This window comes from Streptomyces sp. NPDC002104 (genome assembly GCF_053593795.1).
The window spans coordinates 18,419-33,280 of the sequence record NZ_JBSFDF010000031.1; the positions used below are offsets into that span (position 1 = coordinate 18,419).

The 14,862-nt window shown below is 72.0% G+C and carries 17 protein-coding genes and 1 pseudogene; 9 read left to right on the forward strand and 9 right to left on the reverse strand.

The annotated features are described in order from the left end of the window. Window positions 1-9: 9 nt before the first annotated feature. The 3 genes from ACWCP2_RS24435 (at window position 10) to ACWCP2_RS24445 (ending at window position 2,182) form a co-directional block, all read left to right on the forward strand. Window positions 10-528 carry a MarR family winged helix-turn-helix transcriptional regulator gene (locus ACWCP2_RS24435; protein WP_450910706.1) on the forward strand — a complete coding sequence of 173 codons (519 nt, stop codon included), beginning with the start codon at window positions 10-12 and terminating at the stop codon, window positions 526-528. A gap of 277 nt (window positions 529-805) precedes the next feature. Then, complete coding sequence (locus tag ACWCP2_RS24440) at window positions 806-1,210, forward strand: hypothetical protein (RefSeq protein ID WP_450910707.1); 405 nt, start codon at window positions 806-808, stop codon at window positions 1,208-1,210. A 51-nt stretch (window positions 1,211-1,261) separates the two neighbouring features. Further along, the gene (locus ACWCP2_RS24445) at window positions 1,262-2,182 is read left to right on the forward strand and encodes an SDR family oxidoreductase (protein WP_450910708.1); all 921 of its coding nucleotides are present in this window, start codon (window positions 1,262-1,264) and stop codon (window positions 2,180-2,182) included. Window positions 2,183-2,303: 121 nt separating this feature from the next. Here ACWCP2_RS24445 and ACWCP2_RS24450 read toward each other — a convergent pair whose 3' ends face one another. Continuing rightward, window positions 2,304-2,564 carry a hypothetical protein gene (locus ACWCP2_RS24450; RefSeq protein WP_450910709.1) on the reverse strand — a complete coding sequence of 87 codons (261 nt, stop codon included), beginning with the start codon at window positions 2,562-2,564 and terminating at the stop codon, window positions 2,304-2,306. 187 nt (window positions 2,565-2,751) lie between these two features. Between ACWCP2_RS24450 and ACWCP2_RS24455 the strand changes: the two genes are divergently transcribed. Both ACWCP2_RS24455 and ACWCP2_RS24460 read left to right on the forward strand, forming a co-directional pair. Further along, window positions 2,752-3,204 (forward strand): hypothetical protein, encoded by a 453-nt coding sequence (locus tag ACWCP2_RS24455; protein ID WP_450910710.1) that lies wholly within the window; start codon window positions 2,752-2,754, stop codon window positions 3,202-3,204. Window positions 3,205-3,514: 310 nt separating this feature from the next. Then, the gene (locus ACWCP2_RS24460; RefSeq protein ID WP_450910711.1) at window positions 3,515-4,186 is read left to right on the forward strand and encodes a pyridoxamine 5'-phosphate oxidase family protein; all 672 of its coding nucleotides are present in this window, start codon (window positions 3,515-3,517) and stop codon (window positions 4,184-4,186) included. A 29-nt stretch (window positions 4,187-4,215) separates the two neighbouring features. On the opposite strand, the gene ACWCP2_RS24465 is transcribed toward ACWCP2_RS24460, so the two are convergent. The 3 genes from ACWCP2_RS24465 to ACWCP2_RS24475 form a co-directional block, all read right to left on the reverse strand. Then, the gene (locus ACWCP2_RS24465; RefSeq protein ID WP_450910712.1) at window positions 4,216-5,775 is read right to left on the reverse strand and encodes a pyridoxal phosphate-dependent decarboxylase family protein; all 1,560 of its coding nucleotides are present in this window, start codon (window positions 5,773-5,775) and stop codon (window positions 4,216-4,218) included. Beyond that, entirely contained in the window at window positions 5,765-7,186 is a 1,422-nt protein-coding gene (locus tag ACWCP2_RS24470; RefSeq protein WP_450910713.1) for an MFS transporter, read from the reverse strand. The genes ACWCP2_RS24465 and ACWCP2_RS24470 overlap by 11 nt, the downstream gene beginning before the upstream one ends. Window positions 7,187-7,306: 120 nt before the next feature. Beyond that, on the reverse strand, window positions 7,307-7,864 hold the full coding sequence (locus ACWCP2_RS24475) for a TetR family transcriptional regulator (protein ID WP_450910714.1): 558 nt from the start codon (window positions 7,862-7,864) through the stop codon (window positions 7,307-7,309). 95 nt (window positions 7,865-7,959) lie between these two features. On the opposite strand from ACWCP2_RS24475, the gene ACWCP2_RS24480 reads away from it, so the two are divergent. Further along, window positions 7,960-8,874: an oxidoreductase gene (locus tag ACWCP2_RS24480; RefSeq protein WP_450910715.1), complete on the forward strand. Its 915-nt coding sequence runs from the start codon at window positions 7,960-7,962 to the stop codon at window positions 8,872-8,874. 157 nt (window positions 8,875-9,031) lie between these two features. Next, on the forward strand, window positions 9,032-9,463 hold the full coding sequence (locus ACWCP2_RS24485) for an ester cyclase (RefSeq protein ID WP_450910716.1): 432 nt from the start codon (window positions 9,032-9,034) through the stop codon (window positions 9,461-9,463). A 228-nt stretch (window positions 9,464-9,691) separates the two neighbouring features. Here the strand turns inward: ACWCP2_RS24485 and ACWCP2_RS24490 are convergent, their stop codons facing one another. The 4 genes and pseudogenes from ACWCP2_RS24490 to ACWCP2_RS24505 all read right to left on the reverse strand — a co-directional run bounded on the left by ACWCP2_RS24490 (window position 9,692) and on the right by ACWCP2_RS24505 (window position 12,886). Beyond that, window positions 9,692-10,567 (reverse strand): glycosyltransferase family 2 protein, encoded by an 876-nt coding sequence (locus ACWCP2_RS24490; RefSeq protein WP_450910717.1) that lies wholly within the window; start codon window positions 10,565-10,567, stop codon window positions 9,692-9,694. A 152-nt stretch (window positions 10,568-10,719) separates the two neighbouring features. Further along, a complete protein-coding gene (locus ACWCP2_RS24495; RefSeq protein ID WP_450910718.1) occupies window positions 10,720-11,238 on the reverse strand; it encodes a hypothetical protein in 519 nt (172 codons plus the stop codon). 111 nt (window positions 11,239-11,349) lie between these two features. After that, window positions 11,350-12,191, reverse strand: a pseudogene (locus ACWCP2_RS24500) (BCCT family transporter); the annotation flags it as partial. 62 nt (window positions 12,192-12,253) lie between these two features. Next, the gene (locus ACWCP2_RS24505; protein WP_450910719.1) at window positions 12,254-12,886 is read right to left on the reverse strand and encodes a DUF2461 family protein; all 633 of its coding nucleotides are present in this window, start codon (window positions 12,884-12,886) and stop codon (window positions 12,254-12,256) included. A 65-nt stretch (window positions 12,887-12,951) separates the two neighbouring features. On the opposite strand from ACWCP2_RS24505, the gene ACWCP2_RS24510 reads away from it, so the two are divergent. Continuing rightward, window positions 12,952-13,182 carry a DUF6479 family protein gene (locus tag ACWCP2_RS24510; protein ID WP_450910720.1) on the forward strand — a complete coding sequence of 77 codons (231 nt, stop codon included), beginning with the start codon at window positions 12,952-12,954 and terminating at the stop codon, window positions 13,180-13,182. A gap of 66 nt (window positions 13,183-13,248) precedes the next feature. Here the strand turns inward: ACWCP2_RS24510 and ACWCP2_RS24515 are convergent, their stop codons facing one another. Further along, window positions 13,249-13,992: a phosphate/phosphite/phosphonate ABC transporter substrate-binding protein gene (locus ACWCP2_RS24515; RefSeq protein ID WP_450910721.1), complete on the reverse strand. Its 744-nt coding sequence runs from the start codon at window positions 13,990-13,992 to the stop codon at window positions 13,249-13,251. Between the two features lie 189 nt (window positions 13,993-14,181). Between ACWCP2_RS24515 and ACWCP2_RS24520 the strand changes: the two genes are divergently transcribed. After that, entirely contained in the window at window positions 14,182-14,823 is a 642-nt protein-coding gene (locus ACWCP2_RS24520) for a gamma carbonic anhydrase family protein (protein WP_450910722.1), read from the forward strand. Window positions 14,824-14,862 lie beyond the last annotated feature (39 nt).

Consider the following 14,862-nt stretch of genomic DNA (forward strand, 5'->3'; position numbering starts at 1 on the left):
ATTATCTGCATGGCGAGCGACAGCATCGACGGTGAGGCGCCCACGCTGGACCAGGCCAGGAGGCAGGTCGAGCACTACGGCCTGGAGGTCGATCCGCAGGCGGTCCTGGTCGCGGTGCGACTGATCTCGGCGGGTGCGCGGGTCGGCAGGATGGCCGAGGCGCACTTCGCCCGGTTCGGCCTGTCGACGGGGCGCTACCGCGTGCTGGCCGACCTCGAAGATCATGGCGGGGAGAAGTCCCCCTCGCGCCTTGCCGCCGACCTGGATGTCTCCCGGGCCACGGTCACCGGCCTGCTGGACGGCCTGGAGCGTGAAGGTCTGATCGCGCGCCGGCCCTCCCTGGAGGACGGCCGGGGCACGGTGGCCATCCTGACCGCGCGTGGCGCGCAGCTCCTGCGCGACATGGCGCCCGAGCACTTCGGGCGGCTCGAGACGATGGTGGGCGGGCTTTCCGTCGAGGAGCGCGCTGTCTTCCTGGACCTGCTCGCCCGAGTCGTCCGGGGGAGTGCGGCTCTGGTCGCCGACTGACCGCGCTCGCCGCTGTTTTCTGGTCCCGTCCTTGGGGCGGGCCCTTTTTCCGCCCATGTAGTTAGCCGCCTAATTATTTAGAGGGCGGGGTGGGCCTGATGCCCCGCCCCACCCCGCCGCCGCGACCCTTCGCTTCCCTCGCACGTACGAGAAAGAGGCCACCATGCCCGCAACGAAGGACAGACCCAGCCGCAACCGAGCAGCCGGCCGGCCGCCCGGGCCGCCCCGGTCATCCCGCCCATCCCGCCCATCCCGGCCGTTCACCCTGTGGCGCGAGGTGCTGACCGCCTACGCCGCCCCCGCGCTGATGGCCGGTACCGCCGGACTCGTCAACGGGCAGCGGGACCTCGCCGTGGCCGCCTGCACCTCCATCGCCGGCACCTCCGCCGTCGTGGCGTTCCTGGTCGGTGTCTGGCTGCGGCGCGGCGGGCGCCCCCGACGCTGGACCCTCGCCGTCCCGCGCCCCGTCCTGACCGCCGCGCTCGTCCTCACCGCCACCGGTGCGGCGGCCCTGCTGGGGTGGTTCACGGCCCAGTGGATACCCGCCCACACCCCGGTCCCCGCCACCCCCTGGCTGCGGCGCCTGCGCATCGACCTGCCCGTCTCCGCGGCCCTCGCCACCACCATCGTGACCCTCCGCTGGCGGGCCACCGCCCCGGCACTGCAGGGCACCCCGGCCTGACCCGCCCCACCAAGGAACGAGCAAAGGAATGAGCAAAGGAATGAGTACGCGATGATCGTCGTCATGGGAGCCACCGGAGCCACCGGGAACGCCCTGCTCCACAGTCTCCTCGCCCTCGGCGCGCCCGTCCGCGCGCTGACCCGCACTCCGCACGTCCCGATCCCCGGCGCAACCGGCGCCCACCAAGGGTCCGCCCAGGTCCAGTACGCCGACGCCGCCGACCCCGGGTCCCTGCGCACGGCGTTCGAAGGTGCCGACCAGCTCTTCCTCGCCATGGCCAACGGCCCCGGACAGGTCGCGCTCGAAACCCGCGCCATCGACATCGCCGCCCGAGCCGGCATCGGACACATCGTCAAGATCTCCGCACCCGCCGCCGAACCCGACTCCCCGGTCGCCGTCTCGCGCGGACACCACGCCGTCGAGGAACACCTGCGCTCCAGCGGCCCCACCCACACCGTCCTGCGCCCCTACGCGTTCATGCAGAACCTCCTGCGCCTGGCTCCCGCCGTCGCCCAGGGCGTCATCCTCGGCACGATGGGCGAAGCGCCCTGCAACTACGTCGACTGCCGCGACATAGGCGACGTCGCGGCGGCCGCGCTCACCACGCCCTCGATCGCCGGCGGCACCTACACCCTGACCGGCCCCGAAGCCGTCTCGTACCCCGAACTCGCCGCACGACTGACCACGCTGACGGGCCGTACGGTCCGCTACGTCGACCTCGCTCCGGACGAACTGCGCGACAGCCTCATCCGCAACGCCCACATGCCCGACTGGCTCGCCGACCACGTGACCGAGATCCAGCGCCTCGCCGTCACCCGGCCCGAGCGTCCGACCACCACGGTCGCCGACCTCCTCGGCCGCCCGCCCCGTACCCTCGACGCCTTCCTGCGGGAACACCACGCGCACTTCCAGCCCGCCGAGCCTTCCGCGGAGCGGCAGCCTCGGCCTTCCTCGGGCGTCCTCCCCGGATGAGTGCACACGAGCGCAGGAGCATCCGGGCGTAGGAGCGCGCGAGCGCACGAGGCACGGCCCGGCCGCGGGGGAGGGGCCGGCCCGCGGACGGCATCCCGCGGGCCGGCCCCCTCGACCCACGTCAGCCGGCGGGAGGGCCGGGCAGCCGGCGGAGTTCGAGCAGGGCCACCGAGATCTTCACCGCGGTCGAGATGGTCAGCGCCTGGAGGAACGGCATGCCCATCAGCCACAGGGCCACCATCATGACCGTGAGCACCAGGAAGGCCGGGAGCAGATTGGTCCTCCTGAGTACGGTCCGCAGATGTCCGGCGGCCCCTCCCGGGCGCGGGTCCACCGTGCCGATGGGGCGGGCGGCGACGTCTTCCTCCTCGGCTCGCGGCATGGGCTGCTGTCCTTCCTCGCGCTCGTCGTCTCTGGCGACGAGTCTCGGGTGAGACCCGCCCGGCTGCCACCGCTGCCGCCGGCCCCTGCGTCCATCCGGGCGAAAACCACCGCAGAGGCTGCTCCCCGGGCCCGAAGGCACGCCATGGTCTCTCCGAGACGTCGGGCTCCGAGAAGAGGACGGAACATTGCACCTGAGGCGTACCGGAACGATCCTGGGCGCGGCCGCGATGGCCCTGCTGACGCTGCCGGCCCACGCGCACGCCGCGGCCGTCGCGTGCGGGGGAGGAGTGTCGACCGGCCGGGTGGCGGTCAACGGCTGCATCAGCGCCGAGCGGGGGTCCGCCGGCAGGTTCCCCACGCGGGACATCACGGCGTACATCAAGGCACGCAACACGGGAAAGAAGGGCCTGAACCTCACCTACGAGGCGTTCTTCCGCGTGGTCGACGGCGGCCACTGGGAGAAGGTGGGCAGCGGCCGCACCTACCTCGCCCCGGGCGCTGCCATCGACCCCACCGCCGTGGGAAGCACGACCCGGGTGTGCGGCCCGGTGAGGGTGGAGATCCGCGTCCACGCCCGGGCCGACGGCGCCGCCTGGAGCGGCTGGTCCCCGGCGGCCACGAAGCAGTGCCAGACCTGACCCACCGGAAGCGGCCGGACCGGACCTGAGGCCGACCACCGGCGGAACGGGAGCGGGCACAAGGGCCGACCGCACCGGACGGTGCGGATCAGCTCCACCGGGCACCGCCGCGGGACCGTCGGCGGCGCTGCGCGGACCGGGCCCTCCGGACCGGGCCCTCCGGACCGGGCCCTCCGGACCGGGCCCTCCGGACCGGGCCCTCCGGGCCGGGTGCGCCGGGTACGGGGCCCTGCCCCGTTCGGAGTCACGCGCGGCGATCGGCGGCCCGACCTGCCGGGCGCACGTCCGGACGATGCCTAGAGTGCCCGATATGTCCACTACCCCCACCGCACGCACGACCGCCGAGCGCTACCCCGAGCGGGTCACCTACGACCGCGACGCCGTCTACGCCATCCTCGATGAAGCCCTTGCCGTCCATGTCGGCTTCGCCACCGAGGAAGGGCCGGTCGTCATCCCGACCCTGCACATGCGCGAGGGGGACCAGCTCCTCCTGCACGGCTCCGCGTTCGGCCGCTTCATCACCACCGCCGCCGCCGGTGCGCCGCTGTGCGTCACGGCGACCCTGATCGACGGCGTCATCCTGGGCCGGGCCTCCTCCCACCACTCGGCCGCCTACCGCTCCGTCATGATCTTCGGCAAGGCCACCCCCATCGAGGACCCCGCCGAACGCGCCGACGCCCTGGCCCGGGTCGTCGAAAGCGTCGTCCCCGGCCGCCTGGACGGGCCCTACGCCGCCCGCCGCCCCAGCGTCGAGGAAGCCCACTACACCGCGTGCCTCACCCTGCCCATCGAGGAGTTCTCGATGAAGGTCCGCGCCGGCTTCGCCCGCGACGAACCCAAGGACGACGCCGTCGAGGCCTGGGCCGGATGGATCCCCCTGACCACCACCCCCGGCACCCCCGTCCCGGACGGCATCACCGGCACCCGCTTCCCCGCCCCCGCCTACGACCCCGCCGTCCACCGCTTCCGCCAGGACCGCTGACCCACCGGGGCAGCCCCGCGCACCGCCGGTCAGACGCGGAAGACCGATCCCACGAACTCCGCCAGGAGGCGTTCCTTCAGGGGCCCCGGCAGCGCGTCCAGCAGCATGAGGACGGGAGCCGTCCGGGAGGGCAGCTTCCCGTCGCCGCCGAGGCCCGCGAAGGCCAGGAAACCGGCGATCTCGTCGGGCCCGAGGGTCTCGGGGTCGAGCCCGACGGCCAGTTCCACGAGACCCGGGTCCACGGTCACCGCAGGGAGCGCGCGGGCCGCGGCCAGGGCGGCGCCTAGGTCCGTGACCAGGGCGTCCACCTGGCCGACGGTGGCCGGGGTCAGGGTGAGGTGGAGGTTGGGCGGCAGGCCGTCGAAGGAGAGCTGGGGCTGCAGGTACCAGCCGCGCTCGCGCATCTCGTCGGCGAGGTGCAGCAGGAGACTCAGGTCGGGTGCCACCTCGGACTCGAGCCGGCCGGCCTGAGCACCGACGGCCTGCGCACCGACGCCCTGCGCGCCACCGCCCTGCACACCGCCGCCCCCGCCGCCGGGAGCTCCGGCCGTGAACGCCACCAGCCCCGCCGCCGGTTCACCCAGGACGCGCAGGCCGTCGATCCCGCGCAGCCCCGCGAGCAGCCGGTCCGACGCCTCGGCCACCCGGGCGGCCAGCGCGGTGTAGCCGTCCTCGCCGACGTACTGCAGCACCGCCCACGCCTGGGCCAGCAGGCCGCCGGACTTCGTGCCCTGGACCGTCGGGTTGACCACCGGGTAGCCGGGCCAGCCCGCGTGGGCGAAGTACTGGTACCGGCGCAACTCGGCATCCCGGTACAGGACGACGGAGGCACCCTTGTCCGCGTACCCGTACTTGTGCAGGTCCACGGAGAGCGAGGTGACCCCGGGCACGGACAGGTCGAACGGCGGGACCTCGCGTCCGGCCCGCCGCAGGTGGGGCAGCAGCCAGCCGCCGATGCAGGCGTCGACATGGCAGAGCACACCGCGCGGGGCGGCGGCCGCGGCGATCCCGGGCACCGGGTCGATCACCCCGTGGGCGTACGAGGGCGTCGAGGCGACCACGAGCGCCGTACGGTCCGTGAGCGCGGCGGCCATGGCGTCGGCGTCGGCGCGGAAGGTGACCGGATCGACGGGGACGACGACGGTTTCCAGGCCCAGGTAGTGGGCGGCCTTGTGGAAGGCGGCGTGGGCGGTGGACGGGAGCACGAGCTGCGGCGCGGTGATCCCCCGCACGGCCCGCGCGTGGTCCCGTGCGGTCTTCACCGCCAGCAGGATGCTCTCCGTCCCGCCGCTGGTGAAGGTCCCCTGCGCGCCGGGCGCGCCGAGGACCGCCGCGACGGCGCCCACCAGATCGTTCTCCAGCCGGGCCACGCTCGGGAAGACGGTCGGGTCGAGCCCGTTGACGGTGGCGTACGCGCTGTACGCGGCGGCGGCCAGCTCGTCGAGGCCGTCGAGGCCGGCGTCGTAGACGTAGGCGAAGGTCCGGCCGCCCCGGGTGGGCGCGTCGCACTCCCGCAGGGAGCGCAGTTCGGCGAGCACGTCGTCCGGGGTACGGCCGCCCGGCAGGGCGCGGGTGGGTTCAGTCGACACGGGTGTGGTTCTCTTCCTGCCGGGGCGGTTCGGACGGCGGTACGGGTACGGGTACGGGCTCGTGCGCGGTGGCCCCGGCGGGGTCCTCGCGGTAACGGTGCAGCAGCCACAGGCTGGCCGCGGTGAGGACGGCGGGGAGCACGCTCATGCCCACCGTGATGCCGGTGAGGGCCGCCTCGGGCTGGGCCACCCGGTGGTCCGCGTCGGAGGAGCGGAACCCGGTCACCGCGAGGACCAGGGCGAAGACGCCCGCGCCGAGCGCGAACGCCAGGGTTTCGGCGGCCGTCCACAGCCCGGTGAACGTCGCGGCGCGGCGCTTGCCGGTGCGGGCCGCGTCCGCGGCGAGGGTGTCCGCCAGCATGGTCAGCGGGAGCAACTGCAGGCCGGCGTAGGCCACTCCGACGACCGCGACCGCCGCGTAGCCGAGACCGGCGCCGGCCGCCGGGGTGAGGGCGAGCAGCAGGGCTCCGGCGAGGAACAGCAGTGAGGCGGTCCACTGCGCGTTCTTCACGCCCCACCGCCGGGACAGCCCGCTCCACAGCGGCATGACGAGGACGAGGGGGCCGATCAGGCAGGCGAAGAGCGGGGTGACGGCGGTGGGCGAGCCGAGGGTGTACGTGGCGAAGTACTGCACACCGGCGAGCATCACGCCGACGGCGAGGGCCTGGAGCGTCCACATGCCGGCCAGGTACAGGAACGGCCGGTGGGACCGGGCGGTCGCCAACTGGGCGCGCAGCGAAGGCTCGGACTCGCTGCGGACGGCCCGCGGCGCCCACCGCGTCGTGAACCAGGCGCCGAACATGCCGAGGGCCAGCAGCACGGCGACGGCGGCCCCCATCAGCCGGTAGCTCGCCGGGCTGCCGCCGCCGGCCTGCGCGAGGGCCGGGGCGAGCGCTCCGGACAGCAGGATCGCGACACCCAGGAAGCCCACCCGCCAGCCGAGGATGCGGCCGCGTTCGGCGGGGTCCTCGGTCATCTCCGCGGGCATCGTCACGTACGGCACCTGGAAGACGGCGTACGCGGTCGCGGCGAGCAGGAAGACCACGGCCACGTATCCCGCGGCGGCCGCACCGCGCAGCGGCGGCGCCGCGAACAGCAGGACGAACAGCGGGGGGAGGGTGCAGGCACCGGCGAGCAGGAAGGGCCGCCGGGGGCCGCCGCGCAGCCGGCTGCGGTCGGACACCACGCCGACCAGCGGGTTGATCAGTACGTCCCACGCCTTCGGCAGGAAGACCGCCGCCCCGGCGACGGCCGCCGGGACCGCGAGGATGTTGGTCAGGTAGTAGAGCAGGATCAGCCCCGGCACGGTGGCGAACGTACCGGTGCACAGGGAGCCGAGCCCGTACCCGATCCGCACGCGACGCGGCAGGGGCGGAGCCGGCGCGCGGTGGGCACGGAGGTCTGCTGGCATGCGCAGATCATCAGCGAGCGGGGGAGGGGGTGACAAGGGGTGAGTATGACGGCGGCATGAACTCCACGCCGCCCACCTCGACTGCACTCCGGCCCGCTACATCCGCCGGACCCGGGACCACTAGGGGGCGACCAGCGCCGCGACCGAGGACGTCACCAGGGCGCGCCGTTCGGGTTCGGGAACCAGGCCTGCCACGTCCTCCCCGGGCAGGTGCCACATGTTCGCCAAGGTCAGCACCAGGGCGAGGATCTGGGCGGCGGGCCGCTGCGCCGTCACCGTGCCACGCCGCTGCGCCTCGGTGATCGCCGCGACCTTCTCGGACATCGAGGCGGCCACGACGGCGCGTTGCGGGGACTCGCCGACTTCGAGGTAGTACCACCTGAGAAACCGCATGATCTCGGGGTGCGCCCTGCCGGCGTCGTGCAGATCGCCCGCGTACTCCGGCAGGTGGTCGGCGTCGATCGGTACGGACGCCAGGATCATGTCGACGATCTGGTCGAAGACCGCGTCGAACAGTTCGGCCTTGCCCTCGTGGAAGGAGTACACCAGCCCCGGGCTGATGCCCGCACGTTTGGCCATCCGGTCGATCCGCGCTCCCGCGCGGCCGAACTCGGCGAACTCCGCCAGTGCGGCCTCGTAGAGCAGCTGCTTCTTGGCTTCGGGATCCCGGGTGCGCATCCGCCCAGATTACTTAGTGAACGTTCATTTGACAAAGCTTCCGCCGGTCCGCAGCATTGCTAATGAAGGTTCATTCAATAAGGGACGTGGTAACGATGGGTGACTGGACGCCGGATTCGATCCCCGACCAGGCAGGACGTACGGCCCTGATCACGGGCGGCAGCAGCGGCATCGGGCTGCAGACCGCACGCGTGCTCGCGGCGCGCGGCGCACGGATCATCCTGGCCGGCCGCAACCGGGCCAACCTCGACGCGGCGGTGCGCCAGGTGCTCGCCGTCGCGCCGAAGGCCGAGACCGGCACGCTGGTGGTGGACCTCGCGGACCTCGCCTCCGTCCGGGAGGCGGCCTCGCGCATCGCCGAGGCCGAGACGATCGACCTGCTGTTCAACAACGCCGGGGTGATGAACCTGCCCACCCGGCAGAGCACCCGCGACGGCTTCGAGACCACCTTCGGAACCAACCACCTCGGCCACTTCGCCTTCGACGCGCAGCTGTGGCCGGCCGTTCTGCGCTCCCCGGCCCCACGCGTGGTCACCGTCAGCGCGATCGCCGCGCGCTGGCCCATGGGCCGGCTCGAGGACCTGATGAGCGAGAAGCGCTATCGGGGCATGGGCGCCTACGCCAAGTCCAAGCGCGCCAACGTCGTCTACACCCTCGAACTCGCCCGGCGCACCGCCGGCACGCCCCTCAAAGCGCTGGTGGTCCACCCGGGGGCCGCGATGACCAACCTCCAGCAGCACGGCGACGGAGCCCTGGTCAGGATGTTCACCCCGATCGCCGAGCGCCTGCTCATGGGCTCCGCCGAGGGTGCGGCCTGGCCGTCGCTGTACGCCGCCACCGCCACGGCCAGCGACGTGGTGAGCGGGCAGTTCATCGGCCCGGCAGGACGCGACCAGACCTCCGGCACGCCGAAGCGGGCCAAGCTCCCTCGCGGCGCGGCCGACCCGCGGCAGGGCGCACGCCTGTGGGCGGAGAGCGAACGGCTGACCGGAGTCACCTTCCAGCCCTGAAGCACGACCGGGTGCGCACTTCGTACCCGAACCCGAACCCGGAAGCTTCGCGTTCCACCCGAGCGCATCTCGTCCTGGTCCAACGCCCGTCTCTCCGCCTGACCCCTCCCCACGTACCTACGCGCCCACCCACCCAGCCACTGCAAGGAGCACCACCATGAGCACGCAGGACAACATCGCCGTCGTCCAGGGATTCATCGACAACGTCCTGAACGCGGGGGACCTCTCCGCCCTGGAGCGGTACTGGACCGAGGACATGGTCTGGCGCGGGGGCAGCCTCGGCGAGTACCACGGCCTGGCGGACTTCCGGAAGTTCGCCGAGGCCAACGCCGCCGGAGCGTTCACCGGCATGCACCTGGAACCCCAACGGTTCCTGGCCGACGGCGACACCGTCGTCGCGCTGTTCACCAACAGCGGTACGAACACCGGTCCGTTCATGGGCATGCCCGCCACCGACAAGGCGGCCACGTGGAACGGCGTGGGGGTCTACCGCATCCACGAAGGCAAGATCGCCGAGGCGACCTTCGTCGAGGACATCCTCGCCATGCTCCTGCAACTCGGCATCACCAGCCTGCCGGCCTCTGCCTGACCCGGCCTGATCGGCAAGACACCACCGGACGCCGCGGGCTCGGCCGACACGATCCGAAAAAGACGGCCTAGTGCTGTGACCGGAAAGGTTCACCGGGTCACGCCGCCCGGCACGGCACCTCGCCGCGTTGTCGGACCACGCTAGTACGTCCAGTACGAGGCGTGGTCCTCCGCCTTGCGATGCGCCGCACCGGACGACGCGACCCGGCAAACCTTTCCGGCCACAGCACTAGATGACCGGCGGCCGGCCCAGCCTGGTCAGTCGCCAGACCGTGCGCCAGCGCATCGGCTGCCGGGGGCCGCCGGACCTCCGGACGCCCTCGGCGAACCCGGCGAACCAGGCGCGCAGCCCCTCCACGGACCGGGTGCGGGCCACGGTCAGCGCCATCCACACGCCGAGGTAGACCGGTACCAGAAGGGCGGGCAGGTGCCGTCTGGCCAGCCAGACGCGGTTGCGGGCCGTCATCCGGTAGTAGACCGCGTGCCGTGCCGGGGACGTCTTCGGATGCTGGAGCACCAGCTGCGGTTCGTAGAGGATGTCCCAGCCGCGGTCGACCGCCCGCCAGGCCAGGTCGGTCTCCTCGTGGGTGAAGAAGAAGGCGTCCGGCCAGGGACCGGTCTCCTCCAGCATCGGCATCGACAGGGCGTGCCCACCGCCGAGAAAGGTCGTCGTCAGACCCCGCCTCATCGGGTCACCGGCCCGCAGCCGGGGTACGTGCCGCCGCTGCGTGGCCCCGGTCTCGTCCGCGATCCGGAAGGAGACGATGCCCAGCCGCCGGTCCGCCTCGTACAGGTCGGCGATCCGCCGGAAGACGTCCGTCTGGATCAACAGGCCGTCGTCGTCCAGGTCCACCAGGACGTCGACGTCCCCGGACTCCCGCAGGTGGCGCCAGGCGACGTTCCGCCCGCCGGCCACCCCGAGGTTCTCCTCCAGCTCCACCACGGTCACACCTTCGGGCAGCCCCTCCAGAGCCGCCCCGTTCCCGACCACCACGACCCGGGCCGCCGGTTCGTCCTGCGTGGCCACCGAGGCGAGCAGGGCCAGCAGGTCGGGCATCCTGTCGCCCATCGTCAGCACGGCGACACCTATACGCGGCCGGGTCACGAGCACCACCACTTCCTTCCGGGGACGGATGAACGGCGAGCGTACCTCCGCCGAACTCCGGTTCCTGACGGTCACCCGTCACCCGCCGCGCACGGGTACGACCGGACCGGGGCGCCCTCGGCAACGGTGGCGCGCGCCGGACAGCCCGCACGTCAGCCGGGTCCGGCGCCCATGGAGTCGAAGGTCTCCCGCATCATCCGGTCGATGGCTCCGGGCTGTTCGATCAGGGCGTCGAAGAGGTCGGCGAGCAGCCACAGGACGAAGCCGTGCACCAGCGCCTCCTGCGGCGGGATCGGCCCGAACCGGTCGCGCCACGCCACGGTGTCCATGCCCATCGCGGCGGCCATGAGGACACCGGTGGCCATCGGCACCTGTGCCGGGTCGGCCATCTCGAAGGTGGGGAGCCGGCGGATCACCGCGGGGATCAGATCGCCGAGCGGATCGAGCCGATTCTCGCCACCGGACTGTTCGGCGATCAGGTAGCCGGTCAGCACGCCCACCAGGAAGACCGTGCCCCGGGACACCTCCTCACGCCCGTGGGCGTCGACCGCGGCTCCGATCCGCTGCTGCGCCTCTTGGCGCTCCTTGGTGGAAGTCCGCTTCTCCAGGACCCGGTAGGAGTCCCACGCCGCCCGGATCGCCTCGTCCACGACTACGCCGTCACTGGTCATGGACCGACCGTAGGCGACACGACGCGCCGGACGGGAATCCCCCGAGGAAACGGCGGGCCTCGCAGGTGCTGCCGCGTCGACGCGCTCGCTCCACCCGGCCCACCGGGTGTCCTACCGCCCCGGGGGCGAAGGTTGCGCAGGCGGCTGGGCGGCGCCGGCTTCCGGGTCGCCGGCCGGGCCGATACGGATCTCGAAGTCGCCGCCGTACTCCTCGTGGCCGGCGGCGACGGCGACGGCCATGGCCTCCTCGCCCTGTTCGCCCTGGATGATGGGCGGGTCCTGGCGCAGGTCCCGTACGAGCGCCACGCACATGCCGATCATGACCAGGGTGAACGGGGCCGCCACGAGGATCGTCAGGTTCTGCGGTCCGGCGAGCGCGTCGCCCTTGCCGTTGCCGATGAGCAGCATGACGGCCGCGACGGCGCCGGACACGAGCCGATCTGGAGGGCCCCGAGGCCCAGCGAGGCCGCGGAGCCGAAGAGGGTGGCGAAGACGGCCACGATGTCGATGACACGGCCGATGCCCCCGTGCGCGTGCCGGGCGCCGATCAGCGGCTCGAACACCGCACTGATCGTCTGGCGGCGGTCGCGGCGGAACGTGCTGTAGGCGATCGCCAGCCCGACGACCGCGTAGATCGCCCAGATCGCCCACGGGTGGAGCGTCTAGTGGAACAGCGTGGTGGCCATCGAGGTCTGCATCTGCTCGGCGGAGTCGACGGGGTGCGTTCCGGGCGGCGGATTCTCGTAGTGCGCCAGAGGCTCGCTCACGCCGTAGAACATGAGCCCGATGCCCATGGCGGCGCTGAACATCATGGCGACCCAGGAACCGGTGCGGAACTCCGGCGGCTCGTCCTCGCGACCCAGGCGGATCCGGCCGTAGCGGCTGATCGCCAGCCAGAGGGCGAACGCGACGAAGGCGCTGGCGGCGAGCATGAACGCCCAGCCGCCGTGGTGTCGCATTCAATCCCACATCGGCTCATGAGGCCCGCTGGACGCCCCGCGGCGGCCTCCTGAGGTCAGGAGGCGCGCTTCACGTGGCGGACCAGCCACACCAGCAGGGGGTCCAGGTCGGCTGCGGCCGCCAGGACCCGGTCGACCGCCTCGGGGGTGCGCAGCCACGCCTCGCAGCCGAGGGGACGTGAGGCGATCAGGGAACGGTGGCGCAGCAATTCCGTGCGGGGGTGGGTCGTCGGATAGCCGCGCGGGGGACGCTTCATCACGTCCCCGGAGATGTCGTAGCCCTTCTTCCGCACCTCCTCGACGATGGAGGACAGTGCGCGGCCGCTCCCCTCGGCGGCCACGGCCTTGCGGAACCCCTCCACCTGTCCGGGATCGGGATACCACCAGGCTCCCTGGATGCGCAGGCCGTCCAGGGAGAACCGGAGACCGATCTCGACCTTGCGATCGAGCCGGATCACCGCGCTCTGGTTCTGCCACCACCAGGAGTTGGTGCGGTAGTGCCAGACGGAGAAGTCCTCGTACCGGGGGTCGGCGTCCGCGACATCGTTGAGCAGGGCGATCATCGGCTGCCGGACCAGCCGCTCGCGGTCCGCGCGACAGCGCTCGCGCGTCGCGTGGGCCGGTTCGCCCTGAAGCTGCCCCAGGACGTCCATCGCCTGCTCGGACCAGCCGGTGAACTGTCCACACATACGGGCAGATTAACTCACCTTCCGCGGACCCCCGTAACCCGTGTGATCGAGGGTAGAGGCCTTGCATGATTGCTACCGATTTCCTCGCGGCCGAGGCCGCCGGCTCACTGCTCCTGATCGTCGTCGGAGTGGTCGTGGCCCTCCTCCTGATCGGCGCCTTCTGGTACGGCAGTCGACGCAGCGCGCGCCGCCGGGCTCCTGCGCAACCGGCTCAGCAGAACGCCGAGGCCCGCGCCCGGCAGGATTCCTGGCAGACCCCCGACGACGAAGGGCCCGGTCAGCCGCCCCGCACGTGACGGAGCTGTCCTCCGCCCTCCCCAGCTGATTCGTCCTTCGACCGTGCGGCTGCTGCGGTCCGCAGTTCAGCCGGCCATCGCTTCCGCGGCGGTCCGGAAGGTCGACTCGACCGTCTCGGCGTCGTACGGGGCGAATCCGGAGAACAGCGCAGAGTCCTTCTTCTCCGGTCGGTAACTCAGCAGGAATTCCAGAAGGGCCGAGCGCAGCCGGGGCGGAGCTTCTCTGCTGACGATGAACAGGGGCGTAGGGAGGTGATCCCGCCGGGCGATCACGCGAGTCCTTTCGGCGTTGGTCGGATTCTTCAGCCACACGTCCTCCTGAATGAAGGTCGCGTCCGCCGAGCCGGCTACCACCGCCTCCACCTGCCCCTCGTAGGGTGGCGTGACGACGAGTTCACCGAAGAATTCATCGATGCGGCCCCCCAGGTCATGAACCAGCAGCATCGGTGCGAGGAAGCTCGTCGTGCAGAAGCGATGCGCTATGGCGAGCCTCTTGCCGCGGAGGTGGCCGGCCGTGGTGACCTCGCTGCCCGCGGCGACGACGAGCACGCTCGGGATGCCGGTGGTGCCGTCCGCCGCGTAGACGGCACTGGCGATCGGCACGTACGCGGGGTCTTTGCGGAGGAAGAAATAGTTGAGCACGGGAAGGTACGAGAACGTCGCCACGTGTCTTTCGAGCTGCTTGGTCAGCGGAGCCATGTCGCCGTGATATCCGGTGACGCGAATGCTCTGTGCCCCGATGAATGCGGACCATTCCGGCGAGTCGACTTCGAGCCGGAGGTTCGCGTCGTGCAGGAAAATTGCATTCATCGGTCCTCCCGTGAAGTGCGAGTGAGAGACGCACCCTCCAGTCTTGCCCCTGGGGAGAAGGCGTGCACGTATGCGGCCGGGGGCGTTCCGCAGGGCAGGCGCGTCAGGTCGCTCATGGCGCACGGCGCGGCGAGCGCGACGTCGGTAATCCGCTGGCGTGCTCGCGGTCGCCAGGGTGAGAATCCGCGCATGATCGCTGAAGCGCAGGGAATCCGTATCCGGCACCGCGGGCACGAACCGCAGGTCCATCCCACCGCCTACATAGCCCCGACGGCCACGCTCGTCGGCGATGTCCGCGTGGGGCCGAGGGCGCGGGTGATGTACGGCGCGGTGCTCGATGCCGAGGGATCCCGGATCGAGGTCGGGGAGGCGACGGTGATCTGCGAGAACGCGGTGTTGCGCGGGTCTGCGGTCGCCGGCGATCAGCCCGTGCTCGTGGCCGATCACGTCTTCGTGGGGCCGCATGCCACGCTCCTGGGCTGCGAGGTCGGCAGGTGCGTGTATGTGGCGACCTCGGCGACGGTCCTGCAGCGCGCACGGTTGGGGGCCGGATCGGTCGTCGCTGTCGGCGGGCTCGTCCACGCGCGCACCGTTGTGCCGGACGAGTACTTCGTGCCGCCGCACACCGTGGCGCTCGACGCGCCGGTGCGGCTGCTGGCCCCCGGCGATCCGGGCCTGGCCGAGGCGGTCCGACAGGTGGGATTCGCGCAGGTGGCGTTCGGCGTCGACGCGGAGTGGACCGACCGGATCAGCCGGTACGAGCACATCGCGGAGGTGCGCGTCGCCGAGTTCGGCACGCACGCGGACGACGAGGTTCTGAACCCCGGCTAGGCGCCGTCCCGATGCGATTTCGCGATACCGGCCCTGCCG

Bases quoted from the DNA above. Each gene is read 5' to 3' on its own strand.
- ACWCP2_RS24435 (WP_450910706.1), top strand. From the start codon at position 10: ATGGCGAGCGACAGCATCGACGGTGAGGCGCCCACGCTGGACCAGGCC.
- ACWCP2_RS24445 (WP_450910708.1), top strand. From the start codon at position 1,262: ATGATCGTCGTCATGGGAGCCACCGGAGCCACCGGGAACGCCCTGCTC.
- ACWCP2_RS24450 (WP_450910709.1), bottom strand. From the start codon at position 2,564: ATGCCGCGAGCCGAGGAGGAAGACGTCGCCGCCCGCCCCATCGGCACG.
- ACWCP2_RS24460 (WP_450910711.1), top strand. From the start codon at position 3,515: ATGTCCACTACCCCCACCGCACGCACGACCGCCGAGCGCTACCCCGAG.
- ACWCP2_RS24470 (WP_450910713.1), bottom strand. From the start codon at position 7,186: ATGCCAGCAGACCTCCGTGCCCACCGCGCGCCGGCTCCGCCCCTGCCG.
- ACWCP2_RS24475 (WP_450910714.1), bottom strand. From the start codon at position 7,864: ATGCGCACCCGGGATCCCGAAGCCAAGAAGCAGCTGCTCTACGAGGCC.
- ACWCP2_RS24480 (WP_450910715.1), top strand. From the start codon at position 7,960: ATGGGTGACTGGACGCCGGATTCGATCCCCGACCAGGCAGGACGTACG.
- ACWCP2_RS24485 (WP_450910716.1), top strand. From the start codon at position 9,032: ATGAGCACGCAGGACAACATCGCCGTCGTCCAGGGATTCATCGACAAC.
- ACWCP2_RS24495 (WP_450910718.1), bottom strand. From the start codon at position 11,238: ATGACCAGTGACGGCGTAGTCGTGGACGAGGCGATCCGGGCGGCGTGG.
- ACWCP2_RS24505 (WP_450910719.1), bottom strand. From the start codon at position 12,886: ATGTGTGGACAGTTCACCGGCTGGTCCGAGCAGGCGATGGACGTCCTG.
- ACWCP2_RS24510 (WP_450910720.1), top strand. From the start codon at position 12,952: ATGATTGCTACCGATTTCCTCGCGGCCGAGGCCGCCGGCTCACTGCTC.
- ACWCP2_RS24515 (WP_450910721.1), bottom strand. From the start codon at position 13,992: ATGAATGCAATTTTCCTGCACGACGCGAACCTCCGGCTCGAAGTCGAC.
- ACWCP2_RS24520 (WP_450910722.1), top strand. From the start codon at position 14,182: ATGATCGCTGAAGCGCAGGGAATCCGTATCCGGCACCGCGGGCACGAA.